Here is a 19,963-nt window from a genome sequence, read left to right as displayed (position 1 = left end):
GTAGAAGTTGTGCAGGACCTACCAGTGGCCGGTGTTCGGCATCGACAGCCACGGTTCGGCCGGCGGCTTGGGATCGCCCTTCTGCAACAGCTCGATCGAGTGCAGATCGGGCGAGCGGACGAAGGCCATGTTGCCGTCGCGCGGCGGCCGGTTGATGGTGACGCCCATCTTCATCAGTCTGTCGCAGGTGGCATAGATGTCGTCGACCTCGTAGGCGAGGTGGCCGAAATAGCGGTCTTCGCCGTATTTCTCCTCGTCCCAGTTGTAGGTGAGCTCGACCAGCGGCGCACCGCGGGTCTTGGGGGTGTTCTTCAAGAGGTGCTCGTCCTCCGGCGCGCACAGGAACACCAGCGTGAACTTCGCCTTGTCGTTGTCGATGCGGCGAACCTCCTTCAGTCCCAGCGCGTCCTGGTAGAATTTCAGCGCGGCATCGAGATTGCGCACGCGCAGCATGGTGTGGAGATAACGCATGGTTTGGCTTGCTCCCTGGGATTGAAGAGGCTGTTGTTGGCTCGGGGCGCTTGATAGCAGCAAAATGAGGACGGGGGCAGGGTGCTCCAGACGCGCGCGCTACTCGCGCTTGCTCCAGGTGGTTGAACGGCGTTCTCCAGATGATTCAGCTCTGGCGGCTTACTGGTCACTTATGGGCCGCTGGGGCACGGCCGCGAGAACCATGCCCGTTCAAACCCGTGTCTGAACAGCGCGGTGGCTGTGGCCAAACAACCGCTGCTGAGGGCGGCGGCGCGGAATTACTTCGCGTAACCCTGGGAGCGCAGCCATCCGATGCGGCGGTCTCCATTCAACCAGTCGTCGGCGTCGGCCTTGCTTGTCAGGCCGGTGATGTGACGGGGCTCGGCGCCCGGATATTCCGCCAGGATGTTCCAGTCGTCCTCGGCGTTTCGGATGATCTTGAAGGTCACTTTTGCTTTTGCCATGCCGCACTATGCAGGCAATCCGTTCAAAAGAGAACCCGTATCGCTACGGCTCCTCGTTTCGCAGGCTGCGCCCGCGCCCCGCCGTCGCTGTGTCCGATTTCCCGCACCAAAAAATTCTTGCTTTGTTAAGATGTGTCTGAGTGCGAAAGCGTGCCCCCTGTTCGTTCCTCCGTGAACAAAACGGAATCGATTCGTGTCAAGAATTGACGGAATCGCAGGGCAATGCATGCTCGCAGCATGTTCGGATTTAGGAATTGCAGGCTCGCCCGCATGAGCAGCGGCCGCTACTGCCTGATACGGGACCTCGGTCTCGTGAAGGGCGGCAAGGGCTTGCGGCATCATGAAGTGCTGATCGCCTTCAGCCTTCAGGCGGCGCTGCAGCGGATTCGCCAGAGCCATTTCTCGCTCGGGCGTTTCCAACCCGCGCCCGGACTCCGGGCACGCGAGATCCTCGGCAAATAAGGCTCGATCGGGCGGGGCTCGCAGCGCGCCGCAACTTTGGCTGCCATCACCCGCAGAAGTTTTCGCGGGGTGTATGACGGCTCGTTGTGTGGCGGCGCGAAAGAGAAATGCCCCGCTCTTTCTTACGACCAGAACGGCGGATCCTCGAATTCGCTGCGGACCGTTCGCCCAAATCCGCTCCACGCATTCCCGAGCGTGGTGGCGTAATACTCTTCGCGCTCGTGCTGGAATTTTTGCTGCGTGGCTTTGAAGTGTGCGAGGCGGCCTGTGATTTCTTCCCGCTCGCGCGCGGCGTGGCTCAGCTGCTCGGTCATGCCCATCCCTTTTGATTCTTGTCCCGTGCCTATTGGGGTTCGAGATTGGGGCGCGAATTGGGACGAGACGTTGCGGGATTGTGATGGCCCTCGGGCAAAGTGAAGTCAGTCGACGCGATCGGGCTCAGCCGACGGCAACGCAGCAAGGCAGTGACGACGCCAATGAAATTGGGGACGTTCCACGTTCGTGGTGGATAAAGGTGGCGTCGCGCTTGTGGCATCCGCGCCTTCCCGGTAGCCAAAAACAAACGGGAGGCCCGCCATGGCAAAAAACGATCTGGACTTGCTGAGCATCGAAGAACTCGCCGCCCTGCGCGAGAGCGCAACCGACAAATTGATGGAAAAGGTCGCGGCGCGGCGGGCCGAGCTCGAAGCCGAACTGGAAAAGCTGTCGCAATACGACAAGCTTGCGAGGAAATCCCAGGCGGCCCCGGTGGCCAAGGCCAAAAAGAGCGACGAGCAGAAGGCCGATGTGGCCAAGGAGCCGGTTGCCAAGGCAGCCTGAGCAAGCGCGCCGGTCCTGCGCTCGACTTAGCAATCCGACCGGCCGTGCTATAATCGGCATCGCCGGTTTTTCGGATATTTGCCCGTGATCGCCAAGGATCTTCGCAGCGGCGTGGAACAGCTCGGCGACATGATCGCCGAGGCCTCAACCATTGTTCCCTTCACCGGCGCCGGCATTTCCACCGAATGCGGCATTCCGGATTTCCGTTCGCCGGGCGGATTGTGGACCAGAAATCGCCCGATCCCGTTCGACGAATTCGTCGCCAGTCCGGACGCCCGGGACGAGGCGTGGCGGCGGCGCTTTGCGATGGAACCGACCTTTGCCGCGGCAAGACCAGGCCGTGGCCACCGCGCGCTCGCTTCGCTTTACCGGGCCGGCAAGATCCCCGCCATCGTCACCCAGAACATCGATAACCTGCATCAGATGTCCGGCTTCGCCGACGAGCACGTAATCGAACTCCACGGCAATACCACCTATGCCCGCTGCATCGGCTGCGGGAAGGCCTACGACCTGGCGTGGGCGAAGCTGCGCTTCGAGGAGACCGGCGGCGCGCCGGATTGCGCCGATTGCGGCGAGCCGGTCAAGACCGCCACCATCTCCTTCGGGCAGGCGATGCCGGAAGACGCCATGCGGCGCGCCACCGAGCTTGCCCAGCATTGCGACCTGTTCATCGCGATCGGATCGTCGCTGGTGGTGTGGCCGGCTGCCGGCTTTCCGATGATCGCCAAGAACTGCGGCGCCCGGCTGGTGATCATCAACAACGAGCCCACCGAACAGGACGACATTGCCGATCTCGTGATCAGGCACGACATCGGGGAGACGCTGGGGCCATTCGTGGGCAATTGATGCCCGTTTGATTCGCAGTCGCGCAAGGCTGTTCATAGTTCCACATGGATTTGTTTTTTATCTATGCGCCGCAAGCGGGAGTGTTATCTTTTGATTCGAGAGATTCGCGTGGCGTCATCATGAATTGTCATTGATGGGCGCGTGTTCCGGCGGCGTCGCAGCGGTGACGAGGTCGTCGATGATGGGTGGGGTCCGGGGTCATGGGGTCGGACGGTTTTGAGTCCAAGAAGTTCGGGGGACCGGCGTCAGCCGGGACAGGATTGGATCGTCTTGGGCCTGGCGAGTTTGCAGCCAATACCGGGCGCGACCCGGCGGTGGACGCCCTGTCGGGGCTCGGCGATGCCGCCGCCAATCTGGTCGAAATCTCCGGCGTCATCAAATGGTTCGATGCCTCAAAGGGCTACGGCTTCATCGTGCCCGACAATGGCTGGCCGGATGTGCTTCTGCACGTTACTGTGCTCAGGCGCGACGGCTTTCAGACCGCCTATGAGGGCGCCCGGATCGTCTGCGAATGCGTGCAGCGCCAAAAAGGCTATCAGGCGTTCCGGATTCTCTCGATGGATGAGTCCACCGCGATCCACCCGGCGCAGATGCTGCCGCCGCGGACCCATGTCAGCGTCACCCCGACCAGCGGATTGGAGCGGGCGCAGGTCAAATGGTTCAACCGGCTGCGCGGATTCGGCTTCCTGACCTGCGGCGAGGGTACACCGGACATCTTCGTGCACATGGAAACCCTGCGTCGCTTCGGGATGACCGAGCTGCGCCCCGGCCAGTACGTGCTGGTGCGGTTTGGGCCCGGATCCAAGGGCATGATGGCCGCCGAAATCCAGCCGGAAACCGGCTCGCCCGGGCTCTCTTCCCACTGACCGCACGCCACTTCACGGAAGCGTTAGCCGGTAATCGAAAATGCCGGCGCGCGCGGTTCCGAAGGTCTGGTATTTGCCACGATCCCTGGGCTAGGATTCGCTCTTGAAGTTCCTCTTGAAGTTCCTCTTGGGCTTTCGGTGAGCGTTTTCGATGAGTTCTGATTCAAGCGTTGCCTGGCGTCGCGCCGGCGCATGGCTCTGGCCTTTGGCCGCGGCGCTCGCGTTTTGCGCTCTGGCCGGTTTCGGCGCCCATGCGGCGAGCATCCAGCCGCTAGAGATCGTCACCAAGAGCGGCGTGCATGTGTTCTCGGTCGAGATGGCGACGACCGACGAGGAGAAGCAAACCGGCCTGATGTACCGCAGGGAATTGCCGGACGGGAAGGGGATGCTGTTCGACTTCTCGCCGGAGCAGCAGATATCGATGTGGATGAAGAACACCTACATCCCGCTCGACATGATCTTCATTCGCGCCGACGGCCGGATCCTGCGCATTGCCGAGAACACCGAGCCGGAATCCACCAAGATCATCTCGTCGGGCGGGCTCGCCAAGGGGGTGCTGGAGGTGATCGCCGGCACGGCGCAAAAATACGGCATCGCGCCCGGCGATAAGGTCGCCCATCCGCTGTTCAATCGGCGCTGAGGGCCCGCCGCAAGCCGCCTTGCTGGCAGCGCCTGAAGCGTGTAACGACTTGGTTTCCCAAGCATTCGGGGTATAGCGCAGCCTGGTAGCGCGGCAGTTTTGGGTACTGCAGGTCGTTGGTTCGAATCCAGCTGCCCCGACCAAATAGCTTCGTTTCTTCAAGTGGTTGGCGCTGCAGGTTTTCAGGGCGCTTTAGCTGTTAATTGAAGGTCGGCACCGCACCGGCACGTCGCAGAGGCGCGAACCGTGGCTCGCACCACGAGCGTTTGTGGAATGTCCTAGGCAGTGACCTTAGCCAGTTCGCCGGGCGACTGCGACATCTGCGCCTCGCGGTCGTGCAGCGAAAACGCCGGACCATCGTAAAGAAACGAGCACTGGTGGATGACGATGTTTCCACCGTCCACGTTGACGAGGGCGTAGTCCGGCGCCTCATGCGTTCCCGGGATGTGGCCCTCGGTCTCGAAATCAAACGCGACCTGATGGGTCAGTGCACGCTGGATGTGGAAGGGTATGCCGCGCCAGGTTCCGGCGATCGGTCGGTGCAGATGGCCCATGAACATATGGTCGGGCTTGCGCGTGCGGGCGATGAGGTCCCATTCGGCCTCGCCATTGGCGAGCTTGATGGTGTCCATATAGCGCAGGCCGCTGTCGAATGGCGGATGGTGCTGGAACAGCAGTAGCGGCCGGTCGGTAGGTGCGGAGCCGAGCGCCTCGGCCAGAAAATGCAGCCGCGCTTCGCACAAGATACCGGCATGATCCGGCGTATCCTCGTTCAGCGTATCCAGCGTGACGACAGTCGCGGCGTCGAAGATATGCACGGCCTGCACGAAGCCGTCGGCATCGCGATCGGCGCCCGGAAACTCGGCCCGGAAAGCAGCGCGTTTGTCGTGGTTTCCCATCATCAGGATGGTGGGGGCGTCGAGCCCTGCGAGCACGCCGGCGAGACTGGCATAGGCCGCCTGTTCGCCCCAATGTGCGAGATCGCCGGACACGATGACGAAGGAAATGTCCTTGTGGGTCGTGTTGATCTTCTCGACCGCGACCGCGAGGCGTTGTGCCGGATCGAGCCCGTACAGTTTCCTGCCGCGCGGCACGAAATGCGTATCGGTGAGAATGACAAATTTCATCGCTGCATGGTCTCCCGGTTCCACATTGCAAAATCCGGCGATCCCTCGGTCCGGATCGCACCCTGATAGCCGAACTCGACCATGTGCACGGTGACATAGTCGGGGCCGACGAACGCGACGCCATAGGCTTCCGGCAGATCGGACGCGCTCAGCATCAGCTTCTCCGAAAACAGGGGATAGCTCGCGTGGTTGGTGCCGCGCAGCGAGCTGGCGGGCACGCCGGCTACCGAGCCGCCCAGCGGCAGATGGCAATGACCGAAGAAGATATGCCGGATCTTGTCGCGGTGCCGTCCGACGATCCGGCGGAACGCCGCGTCGTCGAGGAGCCGGATCTGGTCCATCGGGCCGAGGTGGGTCGGCATCGGATTGTGATGCATGAACAGCAGAAACGGCCCGTCATGTTCGGACAGCCGCTGCTCCAGCCAGTCCTGCCGCGGCGGGCAATAGCGGCCGGCATGGGTTTGGGGTTCGGTGGTATCGAGAAACAGGCAGCGGCCGGCGGCGGTATCTTGAAATCCCTGCGCAAAGCCATCGGACTCGGCATATTCCGGAAAAACGCCGAGGAAGTCCGTGCGGTTGTCGTGATTGCCGATGCAGAGCCGGACCGGAAGCGGAAAGCCGTCCAGCCGGCTTCGCAACCACTCGTAGTCCGCCCGGTCGCCCCAGTCGGAGAGATCGCCGGTTATCACCATCAGCTCGGCGTCGCTGTGGTCCGCAAGGACATGTCGGAGCGCCCGCTCGAAATTATGGCGGGGGTCGCGGCCGCCGATGGTGCTTCCGGGGGCGGTCAGATGGATGTCGCTTAGATGGATGAGCTTCATGGTGAACCTCGCTGCGATCGACAGCGGGGCGCCGTGGCGCCCCGCTGCATTGGGTCAAGGCGGGCGAGTGCCCGGTTGCGCAGATCAGCGGGCCGAGCCGACCGATCGCGGCAGCAGTTTCTGCACGTCGGCGGCCATGTCAGCGAGCACGGCATCGGGCTCCTTGGTGCGCGTGCCGCTCACGATGGTGTTGAGGTGGTCCTTGATGACGTCGGTAATCTTCAGGCCGTTGTCGCCCGGGAATGCGTACCACTTGGTCAGGAGCGGCAGCTGCTTGACCGCGGTGTAGTTGTTCGGGTTCTTGACGTAGAAGTCCTTCAGATAGACTTCGTTGGTGACCTTGTTGGGCGGCATATAACCGGTAGTTTGGGCCATGATCGCCGCGCCCTTCGGGCCGGTCCAGAATTTTACCACCTCCCACGACGCGTCGCGCTTGGCCTTGTCCTTGGCGAGGATCATGACCACGTTGCCGCCGGCCGGCAGACGGCCATTCGGGCTCACGACGTCGGGGAAGGTATGCGTCTTCAGCTTGAACTTGTCGCCGATCATCTGCGTCACCTTGTTCAGGTCCGAGGTCGAGGTGACGTGGATGCCGGTCTTGCCGGCGGCGAACGCCGCGCGCATCGCGGGCTGATCGAGGTTGGGCATGCCGCCATCGCTGACGAGGCGCGCCAGCGTCCGGATAGCGAACTGGCCTTCCGGGCCGTTGAACGCCACCTTGGTCTCATCGGCGTTCAGCATCGAGCCGCCGCGGGCGAACACCGGCGCCTGCCACAGCCAGTTGCCGGTGATGTCCCAGGAATAGGTGATGCCGTTGACGTCGGGCGCGCTGGCCTTGATCTTCCTGGCCAGATCGATGATGCCGTCCCACGTCGTCGGCAGGTTTGCCGGATCGGCGCCGGCCTTCGTGGCGAGATCGAGATTGACATAGACGATCGGCAGCGAGATCGCGAACGGCAGCGCGTAAACCTTGCCGCTGGAGGTGCCGATGTCGAACATGGCCTGGTGGAAGCCCTGCTTGTCGAAGTCCTTTTCGGCGGCGATGTAGCCGTCGAGCGGAGCGGGAATGCTCTTGTCGACCAGCACGCGGATACGGTTGAGGCCCTGGAAGCTGACGTCGGGCATCTGGCTGGTGACGGCCTCGCGCAGCACGCGCTGGGTGCCGTCCTCGTAGGATTCATAAGGTGCGCGCAGCGTCACCTTGATGTCCGGCCTGACCTTGGCGAACTCTTCCGCGATCTTCTTGTGGGTCTCGGTGAACAGTTCCGGGTAGGGATACTGCAGCACCACTTCGGTCTGGCTCTGGGCGTGTGCGCCGGCGACGCCGGCAAGCACCGCCAGTGCGGCGGCTGTCATTCTCTTCAACATCGATATCTCCTTCGTTGCGATTGCACCTGAGGTCTATTTGATGCCGGTCAGCGTGATGCCCTCGATGAACCGGCGTTGGGCAAGCAGGAACGCGACGACCAGCGGCGCGATGATGACGATGGCGGCCGCCATCAGCGGGCCGTAATTGGTGCCGGCCTCCTCGTTACGGAAGCTGGCGACGCCGAGCGGCGGCGTGCGCAAGTGTTCGCTGTTGAGCACGATCAGCGGCCAGAAATAGTCGTTCCAGTGTGCGACCACCGAGAAGATGCCGAAGGCAGTCAGCGCCGGAATCGCGGTCGGCAGCATCACGCGCCAGACGATGCCGAATTCGGAGATGCCGTCCATGCGCGCAGCCTCGATCAGGTCGTCCGGCACGGTCTTGAAGAATTGCCGCATCAGGAATATCCCGAACGCCGAGATCGTGAACGGCACGATCAGCGCCGCATAGCTGTCCAGGATTCCGAGCTTGTGAAACAGCAGGAACACCGGGATCGCGGTCGCCTGGGGCGGAATCAGGATGCAGAACAGCACCAGTGCGAACAACACTTCACGGCCGGCGAACCGCAGCTTGGCCAGCGCATAGGCGGCGGGCAGGGCGATCAGCACCTGCAGGGTGAAGATCGATACCGTGACCACGACGCCGTTGATCAGGAACCGCCACAGATTGGCCTTGCCGAAGGCCACGGCGAAATTGTCCCATAGCGCGAAGCTGTGCGGGATGAAGTGGATATTGGTGGTGAAGATCTCGGTCTGCGGCTTCGACGCCGTCGAAATCATCCAGAGGAACGGCAGCAGGATGAACGCGGCGCCGCATAGCAGCAGTACATGCCGGACGGCGGACCAGGCGACGGTGTGGCGGCGCGGCGTCATGTGTAATGTACTCCGCGGTTCGCCAGTGTCGACTTGACCAGCGTCAGCAGCAGCACGAAAATTAGAAATACCACGGTCAGTGCCGCGCCATAGCCCGAACGGAAGAACTCGAAGCTCTCGACATACATGGTGTGGATCAGGACTTCGGATGATTTCGACGGTCCGCCCTTGGTCAGGACATGGACGGTGTCGAACACCTGAAACGAACGGATACCGGTGATAACCAGAACGAACACCGTGGTCGGTCCCAGCATCGGCCAGGTCACCAGCCGGAACCGCGCCCAGGCGCCGTGTGCGCCGTCGATTTCGGCGGCGTCGTAGAGCTGCTTGGGGATCGACACCAGGCCGGCGAGAAACAGCACCATGTTGAATCCGAGCGCCTGCCAGATGCCGATCACGCAGAGCGCATAGAGTGCGGTGCGGCGGTCCTGCAGCCAGCTGTGACCCTCGAGCCCCATGCCGTGCAGCAGTCCGTTGACCAGGCCGAACTGCGGATGCAGCATGAATTCCCAGACGATCGACATCGCAATCAGCGTTGCCATCACCGGCAGGAAGTAGATGGTGCGATACCACGCCCTCAAGCTGCTGCCGCTCTCGATCAAGAGCGCCACGCCGAGTCCCAGCGCCACTGCTGCGGGCACCACGATCGCGACATAGGTCAGTGTGTTGCGCAGCGAGATCCAGAACACCCTGTCGGCAAACATCTCCTGATAGTTCGCGAGGCCGATCCAGGAGAATTGCGGGCTTCCGAGCTGGTAGTCGGTGAACGACAGCGCGATGACGCCGAGCAGCGGCCCGAGCAGCAGCAGGCACATCAGGACGAAGGCGGGTGCCGCCATCGCCAGCGCAGGCCGCGAGCGGTTTTGGCCTTGCGTCCTTGGCTGCATCGTTGCGACCGCTCGGCGGCCGGCCGGAATCGCTGTCGTGATGAGGGTATCAGCCAAGGGCCTTCTCCCGCACGCGCCCGCTGCGAACCGGCGCCGCGACCTCGATGCGCTTGCCGGCGGTGTCGAATACCCTGACGGCGCTGGCGGAAAAGCCGAGGTGGATCGCGCTTCCGATCGCCGGCAGCGGCCGGTCGGGGCTGACCCGCGCGAGCAAGGGCAGGTCGATGCGATCGACCCGGACGTGAACGAATGCCTCCGCGCCGAGGTTTTCCAGATGCACGACGGTGCCGGTAATGGCGCCCGGGCCGGCGCCGAGCTCCATGCGCTCCGGGCGCACGCAGACCGAGCAGCGGCCCGCCGCGGCCGGGGTGCTCAGGCCAAGCGGCCGTCCCAGTACCTCCAGGCCGCCGTCGTCGCGGACGACACCGGGCAGGGCGTTGATCTTGGGGCTGCCGACGAATTCCGCGACCCGGATATCCTGGGGATTTTCGTAGACTTCGGCCGGCGTTCCGATCTGAACGATGTGGCCCCCGATCATGACCGCGATGCGGCTCGACATCGTCATCGCTTCGGCCTGGTCATGGGTGACGTAGACGAAGGTGGCCTTCAGTTGGCGGTGCAGTTGCGCGAGCTCCGTGCGCATATGCACCCGGAGTTTGGCGTCCAGGTTCGACAGCGGCTCGTCGAACAGAAAGCCGACCGGCTGGCGTACGATGGCGCGGCCCACGGCGACACGCTGCCGCTGGCCGCCGGACAGTTGTCCCGGCTTGCGCTTGAGCAGCCCCGAAAGTTCGAGTTGGGCGGCCACGCGTTCGACCTCTTCCCGGATGCTGCGTTCGGTGCGGGCGCGGCCGGGATGGAGTCGGCCGACCAGGGGCGTGCGCGCCAGCGCGGAATGGCGTCGCATCCGCAGCGGCACGGCAATATTGTCGAACACGGTCAGGTGCGGATACAGCGCGTAGGACTGAAACACCATCGCGAGGTTGCGGGCGCTGGGCCTGATACCGTCGACCTGAACGCCTTCAATACGTACCTCACCGGAGCTCTGGGGCTCCAGACCGGCGATGACGCGCAGCAATGTCGACTTGCCGCAGCCGGAGGGACCGATCAGCGCGATGAACTCGCCGTCCTCGATCGCAAGATCGATGCCCTTCAGAATTTCCGTCGAGTCGAATGTCTTGCGGATTTCTCTAAGTTCGATCTTCGCCATTTCGTCGGTGCCCCAACTGCAATGCAGCAATGGGCGATGATTAGGGGAGGCGCTTGACAGTCACATAACAGTCAAAGGATTTCCTTATCTTCAACCCAACCTTTCCCTCTGGCTCATTCCCGAGCACCATGGGAGGCGATCGGTGCTGGAGGCTTGAATTGAAATGGCTTTGACGTCTTCGCGCGTGCGTGCCGTCAATGCGGTCTTTGAAGCCGGTAATTTTTCGGCTGCGGCAAGACGTCTCGGCGTCTCGCAGCCTTCGATCGCGCAGTTGGTTCGCGAACTCGAGTCCGAGTTCGATGTCAGGCTTTTTGATCGGCATGGCCATAGCCTGGTGGCAACCCCGCTTTGCCGTCAGCTCTATGCGGCGACCAACCGAATCCAAGCGATGGAAGCCGATGCGGTCGCGATCCTCGAGCAGCGTGAGGAATTGGCGGGAGGTGAACTGCGCGTCGGGCTCGGTAACTCGATGCCGGGAATGGCGCTCATTTCCTCGTTCAAGGGGGTCTATCCGAAAATCCAGATTCGCGTTGAAATCGGTAACTGGTCGGACATCGTGGCCGCCGTTATCGACCGGCGCGTCGACGTCGCAGTACTCCCCGAAGTACCCCAGGATCGCCGCTTTCGATCGGAGGTTTGCCTCAGCCAGCGGGTCGTCGCGATTTGCCATCCCGGGCATCCGCTAAATCGGTGCCAGGTGTCGATCGCCGAATTGATGCAATACCCTCTGGTGTTCCGCACCGGAAATTCCTCAACCCAAGGCGTCGTAGACAAGGCTTTCCGTGCAGCAGGACTGCGGCCCGAGCCCGCGATCGTCGTCAATACAAGGGAAGGCATGCTGGAGGCGGTGGCGAACCAGCTCGGCATCGGGTTTATCTGGGAGCACGGGTCAAGCCGCATCGATCGGATCGCGAAAGTCGTGGTGACGGAAATGGACGTTGAACTGCCCGAGTATATTTTCTCGCTGATCGGCGCGAAGGGAAAGCTCGTGGAATTGTTCTTTCACTCTCGCAGCCTGCTGCCATAGGGGTCATCGGCCTGTCGCAAAACCTTCGGCCCAGAGTCAAGTTGAGCGGGCACCCTTCGTCGCGATTCGACGAGGGCGCCGGGGATGACTTTTGCAATACGCGCGAAACACTTTCTGACCAGACGGCAGTTGCTGGTCCGTTCAGCATCGACGGTCGCGCTGGCGGGGATGGGAGGCCTCGCGATTCCCTATCTGAGCCGCGCCGCGGATCGCCCGCGGATTGCAGGCGGAATTGCATCGGGTGATGTCGCAGCCGATTCCGCTGTCATATGGGCGAGAGCCGATCGGCCGGCGCGCATGCTGGTGGAGTGCTCCACTGATGAAAGTTTCAGGACCATCATTGGCGTCGCATCGTCGGAAGCGTTGCCGGATTCCGACTTTACTTCAAAACTGCTGATCGAGGGCCTGCCGCCCGGGCATGACATCTTCTATCGGGTGCGCTTCGAAGATATCACTGAGACCGGGATCGCGGGCGAAGCGCAGACCGGGCATTTCCGCACGGCGCCCGTTGAGCGCCGCTCGATCTCGTTCGTCTGGTCGGGCGATACCGCGGGCCAGGGCTGGGGCATCGATCCCTCCCGCGGCGGCATGCGGACTTACCGGACCATGCTCGAAAACCGCCCGGACTTCTTCATTCATTCCGGCGATCACATCTACGCCGATTGTCCGATCCCGTCCGAACTGAAAATGCCGGACGGCAACATCTGGCGGAACATCGTCACGGAAGAGAAATCCGTTGTCGCGCACAGCCTCGCGCAGTTTCGCGGCAACTACAAATACAACCTGCTCGATGTGAATTTGCGCGCTTTCAACGCACAGGTGCCGATGCTCGCGCAGTGGGACGATCATGAAGTGACCAATGACTGGTCGCCGCTCGGAACCACCGATGATACCGGATATGCCGAGGACGGCACGTCGAAACTGGTGGCTCGGGCGGCCCGCGCCTTTCACGAATTTATGCCGATCCGCAAGGTGCCGACACAGGCGGGCCGGCTCTATCGCCGGATCGGATACGGGCCGCTGCTCGACGCCTTCCTGATCGACATGCGCAGCTACCGCGATTCGACATGGAACAAGCGCGACGACCGCAGCGACACCTGCGTCCTCGGAGCGGTCCAGCTGGCCTGGCTGAAGCGCGAGCTCGCGGCCTCGAATGCGACCTGGAAGGTCATCGCCGCAGACCTGCCGATCGGGTTGATCAGCGAAGATGCGATTGCACTTGGCGATGGCCCGCCGGAGCGGCGCGAAAACGAAATTGCCGATCTGTTGTCGTTCATGAAGCGCGCCGGCATCAGGAATACGGTGTGGCTGACCGCCGATATGCACTATACGGCCGCGCACCGTTACGATCCGAACCGCGCGGTATTCCAGGATTTCGAGCCGTTCTGGGAATTCGTCTCCGGCCCGCTGCATGCCGGGACCTGGGCGCCCGGCCAGCTGGATAATACATTCGGTCCGGTGGCGGCGTTTCAAAAGGGCTGCAGCGCAGAGCAGGGCGAGAACCTCGCGCCGTGTTTCGGACTGCAGTTCTTCGGCCGCGTCGATATCGACGGCCGGTCGGAGGTCATGACGGTGACCTTGAAGGACGTCGACGATCGGGACCTGTGGTCTGTCGATATCGAGCCGCGGCCGGACGCGCGGCCGGCCCGAACCCTGGCTCAGTTTTGAGCCGATTGGCGCAGCCCCACGGCGGGTACAGCCAATCGCTTGCTCGCTATGACGCAACTCTCCCGGAACGGGCTTTCTATTGACCGGCCTGCATCTCTTTCCGCCTGGTCCGAGGCGGGCCCGCCTTTGACTTCCGAAGATGGTCGTCACCAGTGCGGGATCGCCAGCCCGCTATTTCAGCAAGCTCTGCCTCGGGCCGCGTCGCGATCGTCTCGCGTCGGCCCAGATAGAGCTTGCCACTGTCGCCGTCGATGGTGATCCAGTCGCTTCCCGATATCGTCGTGCCTGCAAGCTGCGCGCGGTCGGCCGCGCCGTCAATCGTCATGCCGCTGCATCCAACGACGCAGGGCTTCCCCATCTGGCGCGCGACCAGCGCTGCATGCGCGGTGCGGGCGCCTACCGATGTCACAATGCCTGCCGCCACGGCAAAGCCCGCGACGTCGGCGGTGCTGGTATCGGGTCGCATCAAAATCACCGGGTCACCTGCGGCGGCCAGGCGTTGGGCGCTTTCGGAGCAGAACGCCGCGCGTCCCACCGCGATGCCGCCTGAGGCGCCGATTCCGGCTGTGACGGGATCGTCTGCCGATGCCAGCGAAACCTGGACGAGGGCGGCGAGATCGATGCCGTCGAGCCGCTGCAGCGCTTCGGACCGCGTCATCAGTCTCTCGTTCACGAGGTCGATGGCGATCCGGATCGCCGCACGCGGCGTCCGCTTCGCGGAACGCGTCTGGAGAATCCACAATTTGCCGTCCTCGATCGTGAACTCGACATCCTGGACGTCGCCGAACTCGCGTTCGAGGCGCTTGAGAATATCCTTGAGCTCGGCCGCGATCGTCGGCATCGCGCGGGCGAAGGTCTCTTCCGTGTCGGGCGTCCGGCGCCCCGAAACGACGTCTTCACCCTGGGCATCGAGCACGAGGTCGATCATGGGCTGCGGTTGGCCGGTTGAAGGATCCCGCGAGAACGCGACGCCGGCCCCCGATGAAAGCCCGCCATTGCCGAATACCATGGCCTGAACCGTGACCGCGGTGCCGCGGAGATCGTCGAGTTTCTGGAGACGGCGATAGGCCTGCGCCCGCTCGCTCGTCCAGGACCGGTATACGGCCCTCGCCGCGCTGTCGAGTTGCGCCGTCGCGTCCTCCAGCCAGTCGTCGTCGCGATCCTCGATCAGCGCCAGTTGGTCCCCGGCGAGACGTTCGAGCGCCTCGCTATCGAGCTCACGGTCGTCAGTGACGCCCTCGCTGGCGATGAGTTCCGCAAGGCGCGCTGCGAACGGTCCGGGATCGAGGCCCAGCACCGTTTCGGTGTAGCTCTCGAGAAAGCGCCGTCGGCAATCCCATGCCAGCCGCGGCCGACCGCTGGACCGGATCAGACCTTGCACGGCGGTCGATGTGCAACCGACGTCGAGTACGGTGTCCAGCATGCCCGGCATCGATCGCGCGGCTCCCGACCGCACCGATACCAGCAGTGGCTGACTGACGTCGCCGAAGCGTTTTCCGGTCGCGCTCTCCAGGAACTCGATGCCTCCCTTCAGTCCGTCGCGCAGGTGGCGCTCGGCATGCGCATCCCCATCGATGATCGCAGTGCAGAGCTTGACCGGGAGCACGAAGGCCGGCGGTACCGGCAGACCGAGGGCCGCCATCCGCGCCAGGTTGGCGGCCTTGGCGCCGATCGCGTCGGCGGAATGTTGCTCGGTCGATACACCGCCGATACGCACGATATGCATAGGCTGGCCCTTCCTAGGCTGACAGATCGATCATGACGTGCCGGCGCAGCAGATGCCCGAATCCTGCGAGCCGGTCGGTGGCGCGTTCGATCGCGCGGGCAAGCTCGAGAACCGAGAGCGACGTCGCGACGTCGTAGCCGCCGGCGAACACCTGCGTAGTGACGTCGCGTTCCCGTGAATCTGCGGCGTGCTCGGCATCGATCAGACGGACGACGGCGGCCAGCGCGTCTTCGGAGTCGGCACGGCGGCCTTCCGGGACTTCGATAGCGGCGGCAAGCCCCGAAGCTGCGGCTTCCGTCGCCGTCGTAGCGACGGCGCACAACGCGGCAAGTGCCTGAAGTAACGGCGGATCGATCCCGGCCGGCGCCAGCGAGGCGATGAACGCAGCCTGTTCCAGCTCATCGACGGCTTCCTCGACGCGGTCCACCAATTGTTCAATGATGGGGCCGGCATTGAGACGGGTCGCTTCCTCGCGGGCTTCGATTGCGATGCGGTCGGCTTTGCGCTCGATGAGGCCGGTACGGGCCGCGAGCAGAGTGCCGTCGGCCGGGCGGCCGGCCTGCAGCGCAGCAATGTGGTGAGCGATGGCGGCGGCCACGTCGTGCGCCAACCCCACCTGGCGGAGGACGGTGGTGAGCAGGGTGCTGTCGACGCGTTCCAGATGCCTGACCAGATCCGCCTCAATCTGGTCGCGCACCAGCCGGACCGATTGCCCCGCGCCAAGCGCCTCGCTCGAAACGCGCATTGCGGTCTTGAGGAAATCGACCGCGGCGTTGCGTCCGAGCGCCTGATCCAGGCGCTCGCCGAAGCCGATTCGCGCCGGTGCTGCATTGCGCACCGCGGCGCCGAGCAATTCATTGCCGCCGAGCTCGAGGAAGGCGCGGTGACCGAATCGTTGCCGGGCGGCCCATTCGAGAATACGGGCCGCATCTTCCTTTGCCACCCAGTTGCGCAGGAGCTTGCGCGCCTTGTTCCAGTCGATCAGGAACACCAGTGCCGCGCCGAGGGCGGTCAGGAAGGCATTGCGATCCGCGGCGCTGTCGGCCTGATACTGCCCGGTGACGAGATAGAAGGCGTTGTCGTCGCCGAGACCGGCAGCGGTATGGCGATCGAGTCCACTCCATTTCGCCTCGAATTTGTCGAAAAGGGCGATGAAGAACTTCGCGCGCGCCCGATGCACGTCGGTATAGGTCACCGTCACTGCATTCTTCTTGACCGCGATGACCACCACATGGGCATCGGTGGTCCCGATATCGTTCTGAATCAGCAATCGGCCGCCCGACCGCGTCGCCATGGTATCGAGGCCAGGATGCTCGAACTTCAGGGTACGGGTTTCGTTGAGCCCCTGCATGAAACTTTCCACAGGCGCACGGTCCTCGGGGTGCAGGCCGAAGACATGGGCGCCCGCCAGGATTTCCTCGGAGCACCCCGCGGCCAGCCGGTTGAGCGCCTTGTGCAAGTCCATCACCAGCCGATGCAGGCTGTCGGCGCCGTCCTGCGCCACGCCGGTCAATTTGGCGATGCGCGCGATTTCGATTTCATTCGACGCCTCGAGCGTGCCGGCGGCGCGGATTGCCGCGAGCCGCGCACCCATGGTTTCGCCCTCGGACGGCTTGCCGGCGTTCACGGCCCGGATCATCGCCGCCACGTCGTCGTGGATTTCCTTCATCAGCCTGGCGAGATTGGGTGCAGCCATTCGGCCGTCGCCAGCAAGATGTGCGCCGCCAATCAGTGTCGCAAGTGCCGCAGGCGCGATGCCGGCGGCGTGACATTCGACATGCAAATCGGTGGCCGGGCGGTCGGGCTGCTGCGCGTGGTGTGATGCCGCCTGAAGCGCGCTCATGCGAACCTTGACGCGATCGTTGGCGGCCAATCCCTCCGCAACGAGCGAGGGCAGCAGAATGTCGGCTTGTCCGAGCTGTTCGATGATTTGAGATTTCATGGCTTGTCAATCCAAAGCAGTGGCGAGGATATGCCCGGCATTGGCGACAGTTTCATTGCGCTAGATCATTCATGAAAACTTCATATTCGAAGTGCCTTCCCGCCGACGCTTGGCATCGGCAGGAGTCTCGTCCGGTCAGGAGTGCCTTGGGCGCAGTTGCCAGTGGCCGACGACCCGAAATCGGGAGGCGGCGTTCTCCTGACGAAAAACGGCGATCCGGTCGATTGGCAGCGTCGTCAGTCGGCACGCGGAAAAGCGGCCCGCCAGCATCGCCAGGACCGGATCTCGCCGCGCGGCATCAAGTCGGCCCGTGAGCGTCATGTGGAAGCGGAAGTCCTCCATCGCATAGGGATATCCCCAGCGATCGAGATGTTCGCGCTGCCGCGATGTCAATTGGGAAGGATTGCGCCGGGTGCGGTCCGTTTCGGTGAGCGGCGCACGGAATGAATCGAATTCACTGACGCAATCGGCCGCGAGGCGGATCAGCTCCGGTGACGGCTCCGCCGGGATCACCGCGATAAAGCCGCTGATCGAACCGACGACCGGGCTGATGACCGGAATCGCCCGGGGCGTGGCGGCGAAGGCCGCACAGGCGGCCACAAGCTCGGCCTCGGTCCTCCCGGGCGCCAGCGACAGCGGCGCCTTCAGCGTGGCGTGAAAGCCGTATTTTCGCGGATCGCCGGTCATCTCGCGCCAATCCGGTACTTCCTGCAGGATGCCGTCCGGAAAGGGCAGGTCTTCGCCGCTGTAGGCATCATAGCCGAGCAGTTGTGCGCCGAAGCGATCGAGGCCGCTGCCGGGCGCCGGGGTATAGTAGATCGCGTAGCGGGGAAAGTCGGCCATATCAGCAGAATAAAGTCGCTTCACGCGGCTGCAACCGCCTTGCGCGGGACGGTCGTGAACCGGGTCAAGCGGTCGGCTTCCGTGAGATGAACCACCCGGCCCGCAGCGAGGACGCCGACGATGCGCGGTCGCAGCGGCGCCTCGTCATCGACGAGGATGATGTCGGCGCGCCGGCCTTCCGCGAGAACGCCGCGATCGGTGAGGCCCGCGGCGTTGGCCGGGCCCGCCGATATCAGGTGCCAGGCGTCGGCAAGCGGCAGCACGCCGTCGGCGGCGAGGCGGAACGCGGCCAATAGCTGCGCCGGATAGTAGTAGTCGGAGGCGAGCACCGAGCATAAGCCTTTGGCGACCATGTCGGCGGCTTTGGTCCAGCCGGTATGGCTGCCCCCACGCACGACATTGGGCGCGCCGAACACGATGAAGTCGCCGGCTTCGGCCGCCTCGCGCGCGGTTTCCTCGTTGACCGGAAATTCGGCGATGCTGACGCCTTGGGACCGAAATGCCCTGCGCATTGCCGGGCTCTCGTCGTCATGCGACAGCATTCGGACGTCGGCGCCGCGCGCCGCCTTCGCCAGCCGCGAGATCGACGCCGGGACGTCGTGACTGCGGGAAACGACGCGCTCGACCAACGAATCGAATGCCTCGCTCGAAAGGCCGGTGCGTTCGACCATGCGGCTTCGCTTCTGCGGCTTGGCAAGGTTGGCGACCGTCGAATCCATGTGGTCGTTGAACGCAAACAGATCGATCCTGCCGCCGGACAGCCATTGGCCGATCTCGGCTTCGGCATCGAGATTGTAGGTCTCGTGGCGCAGGTGGAAGCGGGTGTCCGCCGCGAGTTGCGGCCTCAGCGCCTCGATGGCTTCGAGCAACTGTCGGGCGTTGTTAGCGCTGCGCAGGCCCGGCTCCCAGGACCAGGTCGCGGCATGAAAGACGGTCGTGATGCCGCTTGCGATCGCCTGCCGGTCGCTGTCGGCCAGCGCCACGTCGACGGGAAAGTCGACGCCGGGCCGCGGCATCATCTGGCGCTCGAACGCATCGCCGTGCAGGTCGATGATGCCCGGCAGCACCTTCAGGCCGCTGGCATCGATGCCGAAGGTGCCTCGTTGCGGTGCCGAATCCAGAGCGGTGATGTCGCGCCCGGAGATCCGCAACGTGGTATCGACAAACTTTCCGCCGAGCAGCGCCCGGCCGCCTTCGATCGATATACTGGTCATGACGCGGCGCTTCGCTGTCTCGCGTGCGAACGCCCGGAGATCGCCGCAGCCTCATACTTCCCGAGAAAATCCTCGACGGCCAGTTTGCGGAAGTCGGGCAGGGCGCGGCGCAGGGTTTCATGGTCCCAGTCCCACCAGGCGAGGTCCGCCAGCCGGCTGGTGACATCTTCCGGAAACCGCCGCTTGATGATCCGCGCCGGATTTCCGGCAACGATGGTGTAGGCCGGCACGTCCTTGGTCACGATCGCACCGGCGGCGACCACGGCGCCGGTGCCGACGTTGCGGCCCGGCAGCACGATGGCGCCGTGCCCGATCCAGACGTCATGGCCGATATGGACATGATGCCCGCGCCGCCATTCGAAGAATTCCGCATCGTCGCTTTCGCCGGGGAAATAGGCGCTGGCGCGATAGGTGAAGTGGGCCTGCGAAGCCCGCTGCATGGGGTGATTGCCCGGGTTGATCCGCGTCATTGCCGCGATCGAGCAGAATTTCCCGATCGTCGTGTAGGTGATCTGGGCATCGTTCACGACATACGAATAGTCGTCCATCGCCACTTCATGCAGGATCGTGCGGGCGCCGACCTCGCAATAGGCGCCGAGCTTTGTCTCGTGCAGTGTCGCAGTGGGATCAATCGTCGGTTCAACCGAGAGCATTTTGCCGGTCATGCGGGATTCCCAAGGGCGAAGCGGATT

Annotated in this window: 21 protein-coding genes and 1 tRNA gene; 8 read left to right on the top strand and 14 right to left on the bottom strand. The window is 63.6% G+C overall.

Annotated features, from left to right (window positions below; genetic code table 11):
* Positions 1–18: 18 nt before the first annotated feature.
* Both KMZ29_RS15575 and KMZ29_RS15570 read right to left on the bottom strand, forming a co-directional pair.
* Positions 19–471, bottom strand: a complete 453-nt coding sequence (locus tag KMZ29_RS15575) for a VOC family protein (RefSeq protein ID WP_215602089.1) — start codon at positions 469–471, stop codon at positions 19–21.
* Positions 472–749: 278 nt separating this feature from the next.
* Entirely contained in the window at positions 750–935 is a 186-nt protein-coding gene (locus tag KMZ29_RS15570; protein ID WP_215620082.1) for a hypothetical protein, read from the bottom strand.
* Positions 936–1,205: 270 nt separating this feature from the next.
* Here KMZ29_RS15570 and KMZ29_RS15565 point away from each other — a divergent pair, with 270 nt between their 5' ends.
* Positions 1,206–1,397: a hypothetical protein gene (locus KMZ29_RS15565; protein ID WP_215624427.1), complete on the top strand. Its 192-nt coding sequence runs from the start codon at positions 1,206–1,208 to the stop codon at positions 1,395–1,397.
* 122 nt (positions 1,398–1,519) lie between these two features.
* On the opposite strand, the gene KMZ29_RS15560 is transcribed toward KMZ29_RS15565, so the two are convergent.
* On the bottom strand, positions 1,520–1,711 hold the full coding sequence (locus KMZ29_RS15560; protein WP_249779049.1) for a hypothetical protein: 192 nt from the start codon (positions 1,709–1,711) through the stop codon (positions 1,520–1,522).
* Positions 1,712–1,973: 262 nt separating this feature from the next.
* Here KMZ29_RS15560 and KMZ29_RS15555 point away from each other — a divergent pair, with 262 nt between their 5' ends.
* The 5 genes from KMZ29_RS15555 (at position 1,974) to KMZ29_RS15535 (ending at position 4,711) form a co-directional block, all read left to right on the top strand.
* On the top strand, positions 1,974–2,216 hold the full coding sequence (locus KMZ29_RS15555; RefSeq protein ID WP_215620081.1) for a hypothetical protein: 243 nt from the start codon (positions 1,974–1,976) through the stop codon (positions 2,214–2,216).
* 84 nt (positions 2,217–2,300) lie between these two features.
* Positions 2,301–3,062, top strand: coding sequence for an SIR2 family NAD-dependent protein deacylase (locus KMZ29_RS15550; protein WP_215620080.1), 762 nt, complete (start codon positions 2,301–2,303; stop codon positions 3,060–3,062).
* Between the two features lie 200 nt (positions 3,063–3,262).
* Positions 3,263–3,928, top strand: a complete 666-nt coding sequence (locus KMZ29_RS15545; RefSeq protein WP_215620079.1) for a cold-shock protein — start codon at positions 3,263–3,265, stop codon at positions 3,926–3,928.
* A 151-nt stretch (positions 3,929–4,079) separates the two neighbouring features.
* Complete coding sequence (locus tag KMZ29_RS15540; RefSeq protein WP_215620078.1) at positions 4,080–4,568, top strand: DUF192 domain-containing protein; 489 nt, start codon at positions 4,080–4,082, stop codon at positions 4,566–4,568.
* A 66-nt stretch (positions 4,569–4,634) separates the two neighbouring features.
* Positions 4,635–4,711: transfer RNA gene (locus KMZ29_RS15535), tRNA-Pro, on the top strand.
* A 135-nt stretch (positions 4,712–4,846) separates the two neighbouring features.
* Here KMZ29_RS15535 and KMZ29_RS15530 read toward each other — a convergent pair.
* The 6 genes from KMZ29_RS15530 to KMZ29_RS15505 form a co-directional block, all read right to left on the bottom strand.
* Complete coding sequence (locus tag KMZ29_RS15530; protein WP_215620077.1) at positions 4,847–5,695, bottom strand: phosphodiesterase; 849 nt, start codon at positions 5,693–5,695, stop codon at positions 4,847–4,849.
* A complete protein-coding gene (locus KMZ29_RS15525; protein WP_215620076.1) occupies positions 5,692–6,516 on the bottom strand; it encodes a phosphodiesterase in 825 nt (274 codons plus the stop codon). Before KMZ29_RS15525 ends, KMZ29_RS15530 begins: the two co-directional genes overlap by 4 nt.
* Positions 6,517–6,600: 84 nt before the next feature.
* Entirely contained in the window at positions 6,601–7,884 is a 1,284-nt protein-coding gene (locus tag KMZ29_RS15520) for an ABC transporter substrate-binding protein (protein WP_215620075.1), read from the bottom strand.
* Positions 7,885–7,917: 33 nt separating this feature from the next.
* Positions 7,918–8,754 carry a carbohydrate ABC transporter permease gene (locus KMZ29_RS15515; RefSeq protein ID WP_215620074.1) on the bottom strand — a complete coding sequence of 279 codons (837 nt, stop codon included), beginning with the start codon at positions 8,752–8,754 and terminating at the stop codon, positions 7,918–7,920.
* Positions 8,751–9,641, bottom strand: a complete 891-nt coding sequence (locus tag KMZ29_RS15510; protein WP_215624286.1) for a carbohydrate ABC transporter permease — start codon at positions 9,639–9,641, stop codon at positions 8,751–8,753. The genes KMZ29_RS15515 and KMZ29_RS15510 overlap by 4 nt, the downstream gene beginning before the upstream one ends.
* Before the next feature lie 49 nt (positions 9,642–9,690).
* Positions 9,691–10,851 (bottom strand): ABC transporter ATP-binding protein, encoded by a 1,161-nt coding sequence (locus KMZ29_RS15505; RefSeq protein WP_215620073.1) that lies wholly within the window; start codon positions 10,849–10,851, stop codon positions 9,691–9,693.
* 163 nt (positions 10,852–11,014) lie between these two features.
* On the opposite strand from KMZ29_RS15505, the gene KMZ29_RS15500 reads away from it, so the two are divergent.
* Entirely contained in the window at positions 11,015–11,878 is an 864-nt protein-coding gene (locus tag KMZ29_RS15500; RefSeq protein ID WP_215620072.1) for a LysR family transcriptional regulator, read from the top strand.
* 84 nt (positions 11,879–11,962) lie between these two features.
* The gene (locus KMZ29_RS15495) at positions 11,963–13,546 is read left to right on the top strand and encodes an alkaline phosphatase D family protein (protein WP_215620071.1); all 1,584 of its coding nucleotides are present in this window, start codon (positions 11,963–11,965) and stop codon (positions 13,544–13,546) included.
* A 76-nt stretch (positions 13,547–13,622) separates the two neighbouring features.
* On the opposite strand, the gene KMZ29_RS15490 is transcribed toward KMZ29_RS15495, so the two are convergent.
* The 5 genes from KMZ29_RS15490 to KMZ29_RS15470 form a co-directional block, all read right to left on the bottom strand.
* Positions 13,623–15,272, bottom strand: a complete 1,650-nt coding sequence (locus KMZ29_RS15490; RefSeq protein WP_215620070.1) for a PEP/pyruvate-binding domain-containing protein — start codon at positions 15,270–15,272, stop codon at positions 13,623–13,625.
* A 13-nt stretch (positions 15,273–15,285) separates the two neighbouring features.
* Positions 15,286–17,214: a hypothetical protein gene (locus tag KMZ29_RS15485; protein ID WP_215620069.1), complete on the bottom strand. Its 1,929-nt coding sequence runs from the start codon at positions 17,212–17,214 to the stop codon at positions 15,286–15,288.
* 135 nt (positions 17,215–17,349) lie between these two features.
* A complete protein-coding gene (locus KMZ29_RS15480; protein WP_215620068.1) occupies positions 17,350–18,057 on the bottom strand; it encodes a DUF1045 domain-containing protein in 708 nt (235 codons plus the stop codon).
* 20 nt (positions 18,058–18,077) lie between these two features.
* A complete protein-coding gene (locus KMZ29_RS15475; RefSeq protein WP_215620067.1) occupies positions 18,078–19,271 on the bottom strand; it encodes an alpha-D-ribose 1-methylphosphonate 5-triphosphate diphosphatase in 1,194 nt (397 codons plus the stop codon).
* On the bottom strand, positions 19,268–19,936 hold the full coding sequence (locus tag KMZ29_RS15470; RefSeq protein WP_215620066.1) for a transferase hexapeptide repeat family protein: 669 nt from the start codon (positions 19,934–19,936) through the stop codon (positions 19,268–19,270). Before KMZ29_RS15470 ends, KMZ29_RS15475 begins: the two co-directional genes overlap by 4 nt.
* Positions 19,937–19,963 lie beyond the last annotated feature (27 nt).

The sequence above is a fragment of the Bradyrhizobium sediminis genome (assembly GCF_018736085.1).
In the GTDB taxonomy this organism is placed as follows: Bacteria; Pseudomonadota; Alphaproteobacteria; order Rhizobiales; family Xanthobacteraceae; genus Bradyrhizobium; species Bradyrhizobium sediminis.
The sequence above is the reverse complement of the archived record's forward strand: the minus strand, read 5'-3'. Positions and strand labels throughout refer to the sequence as shown.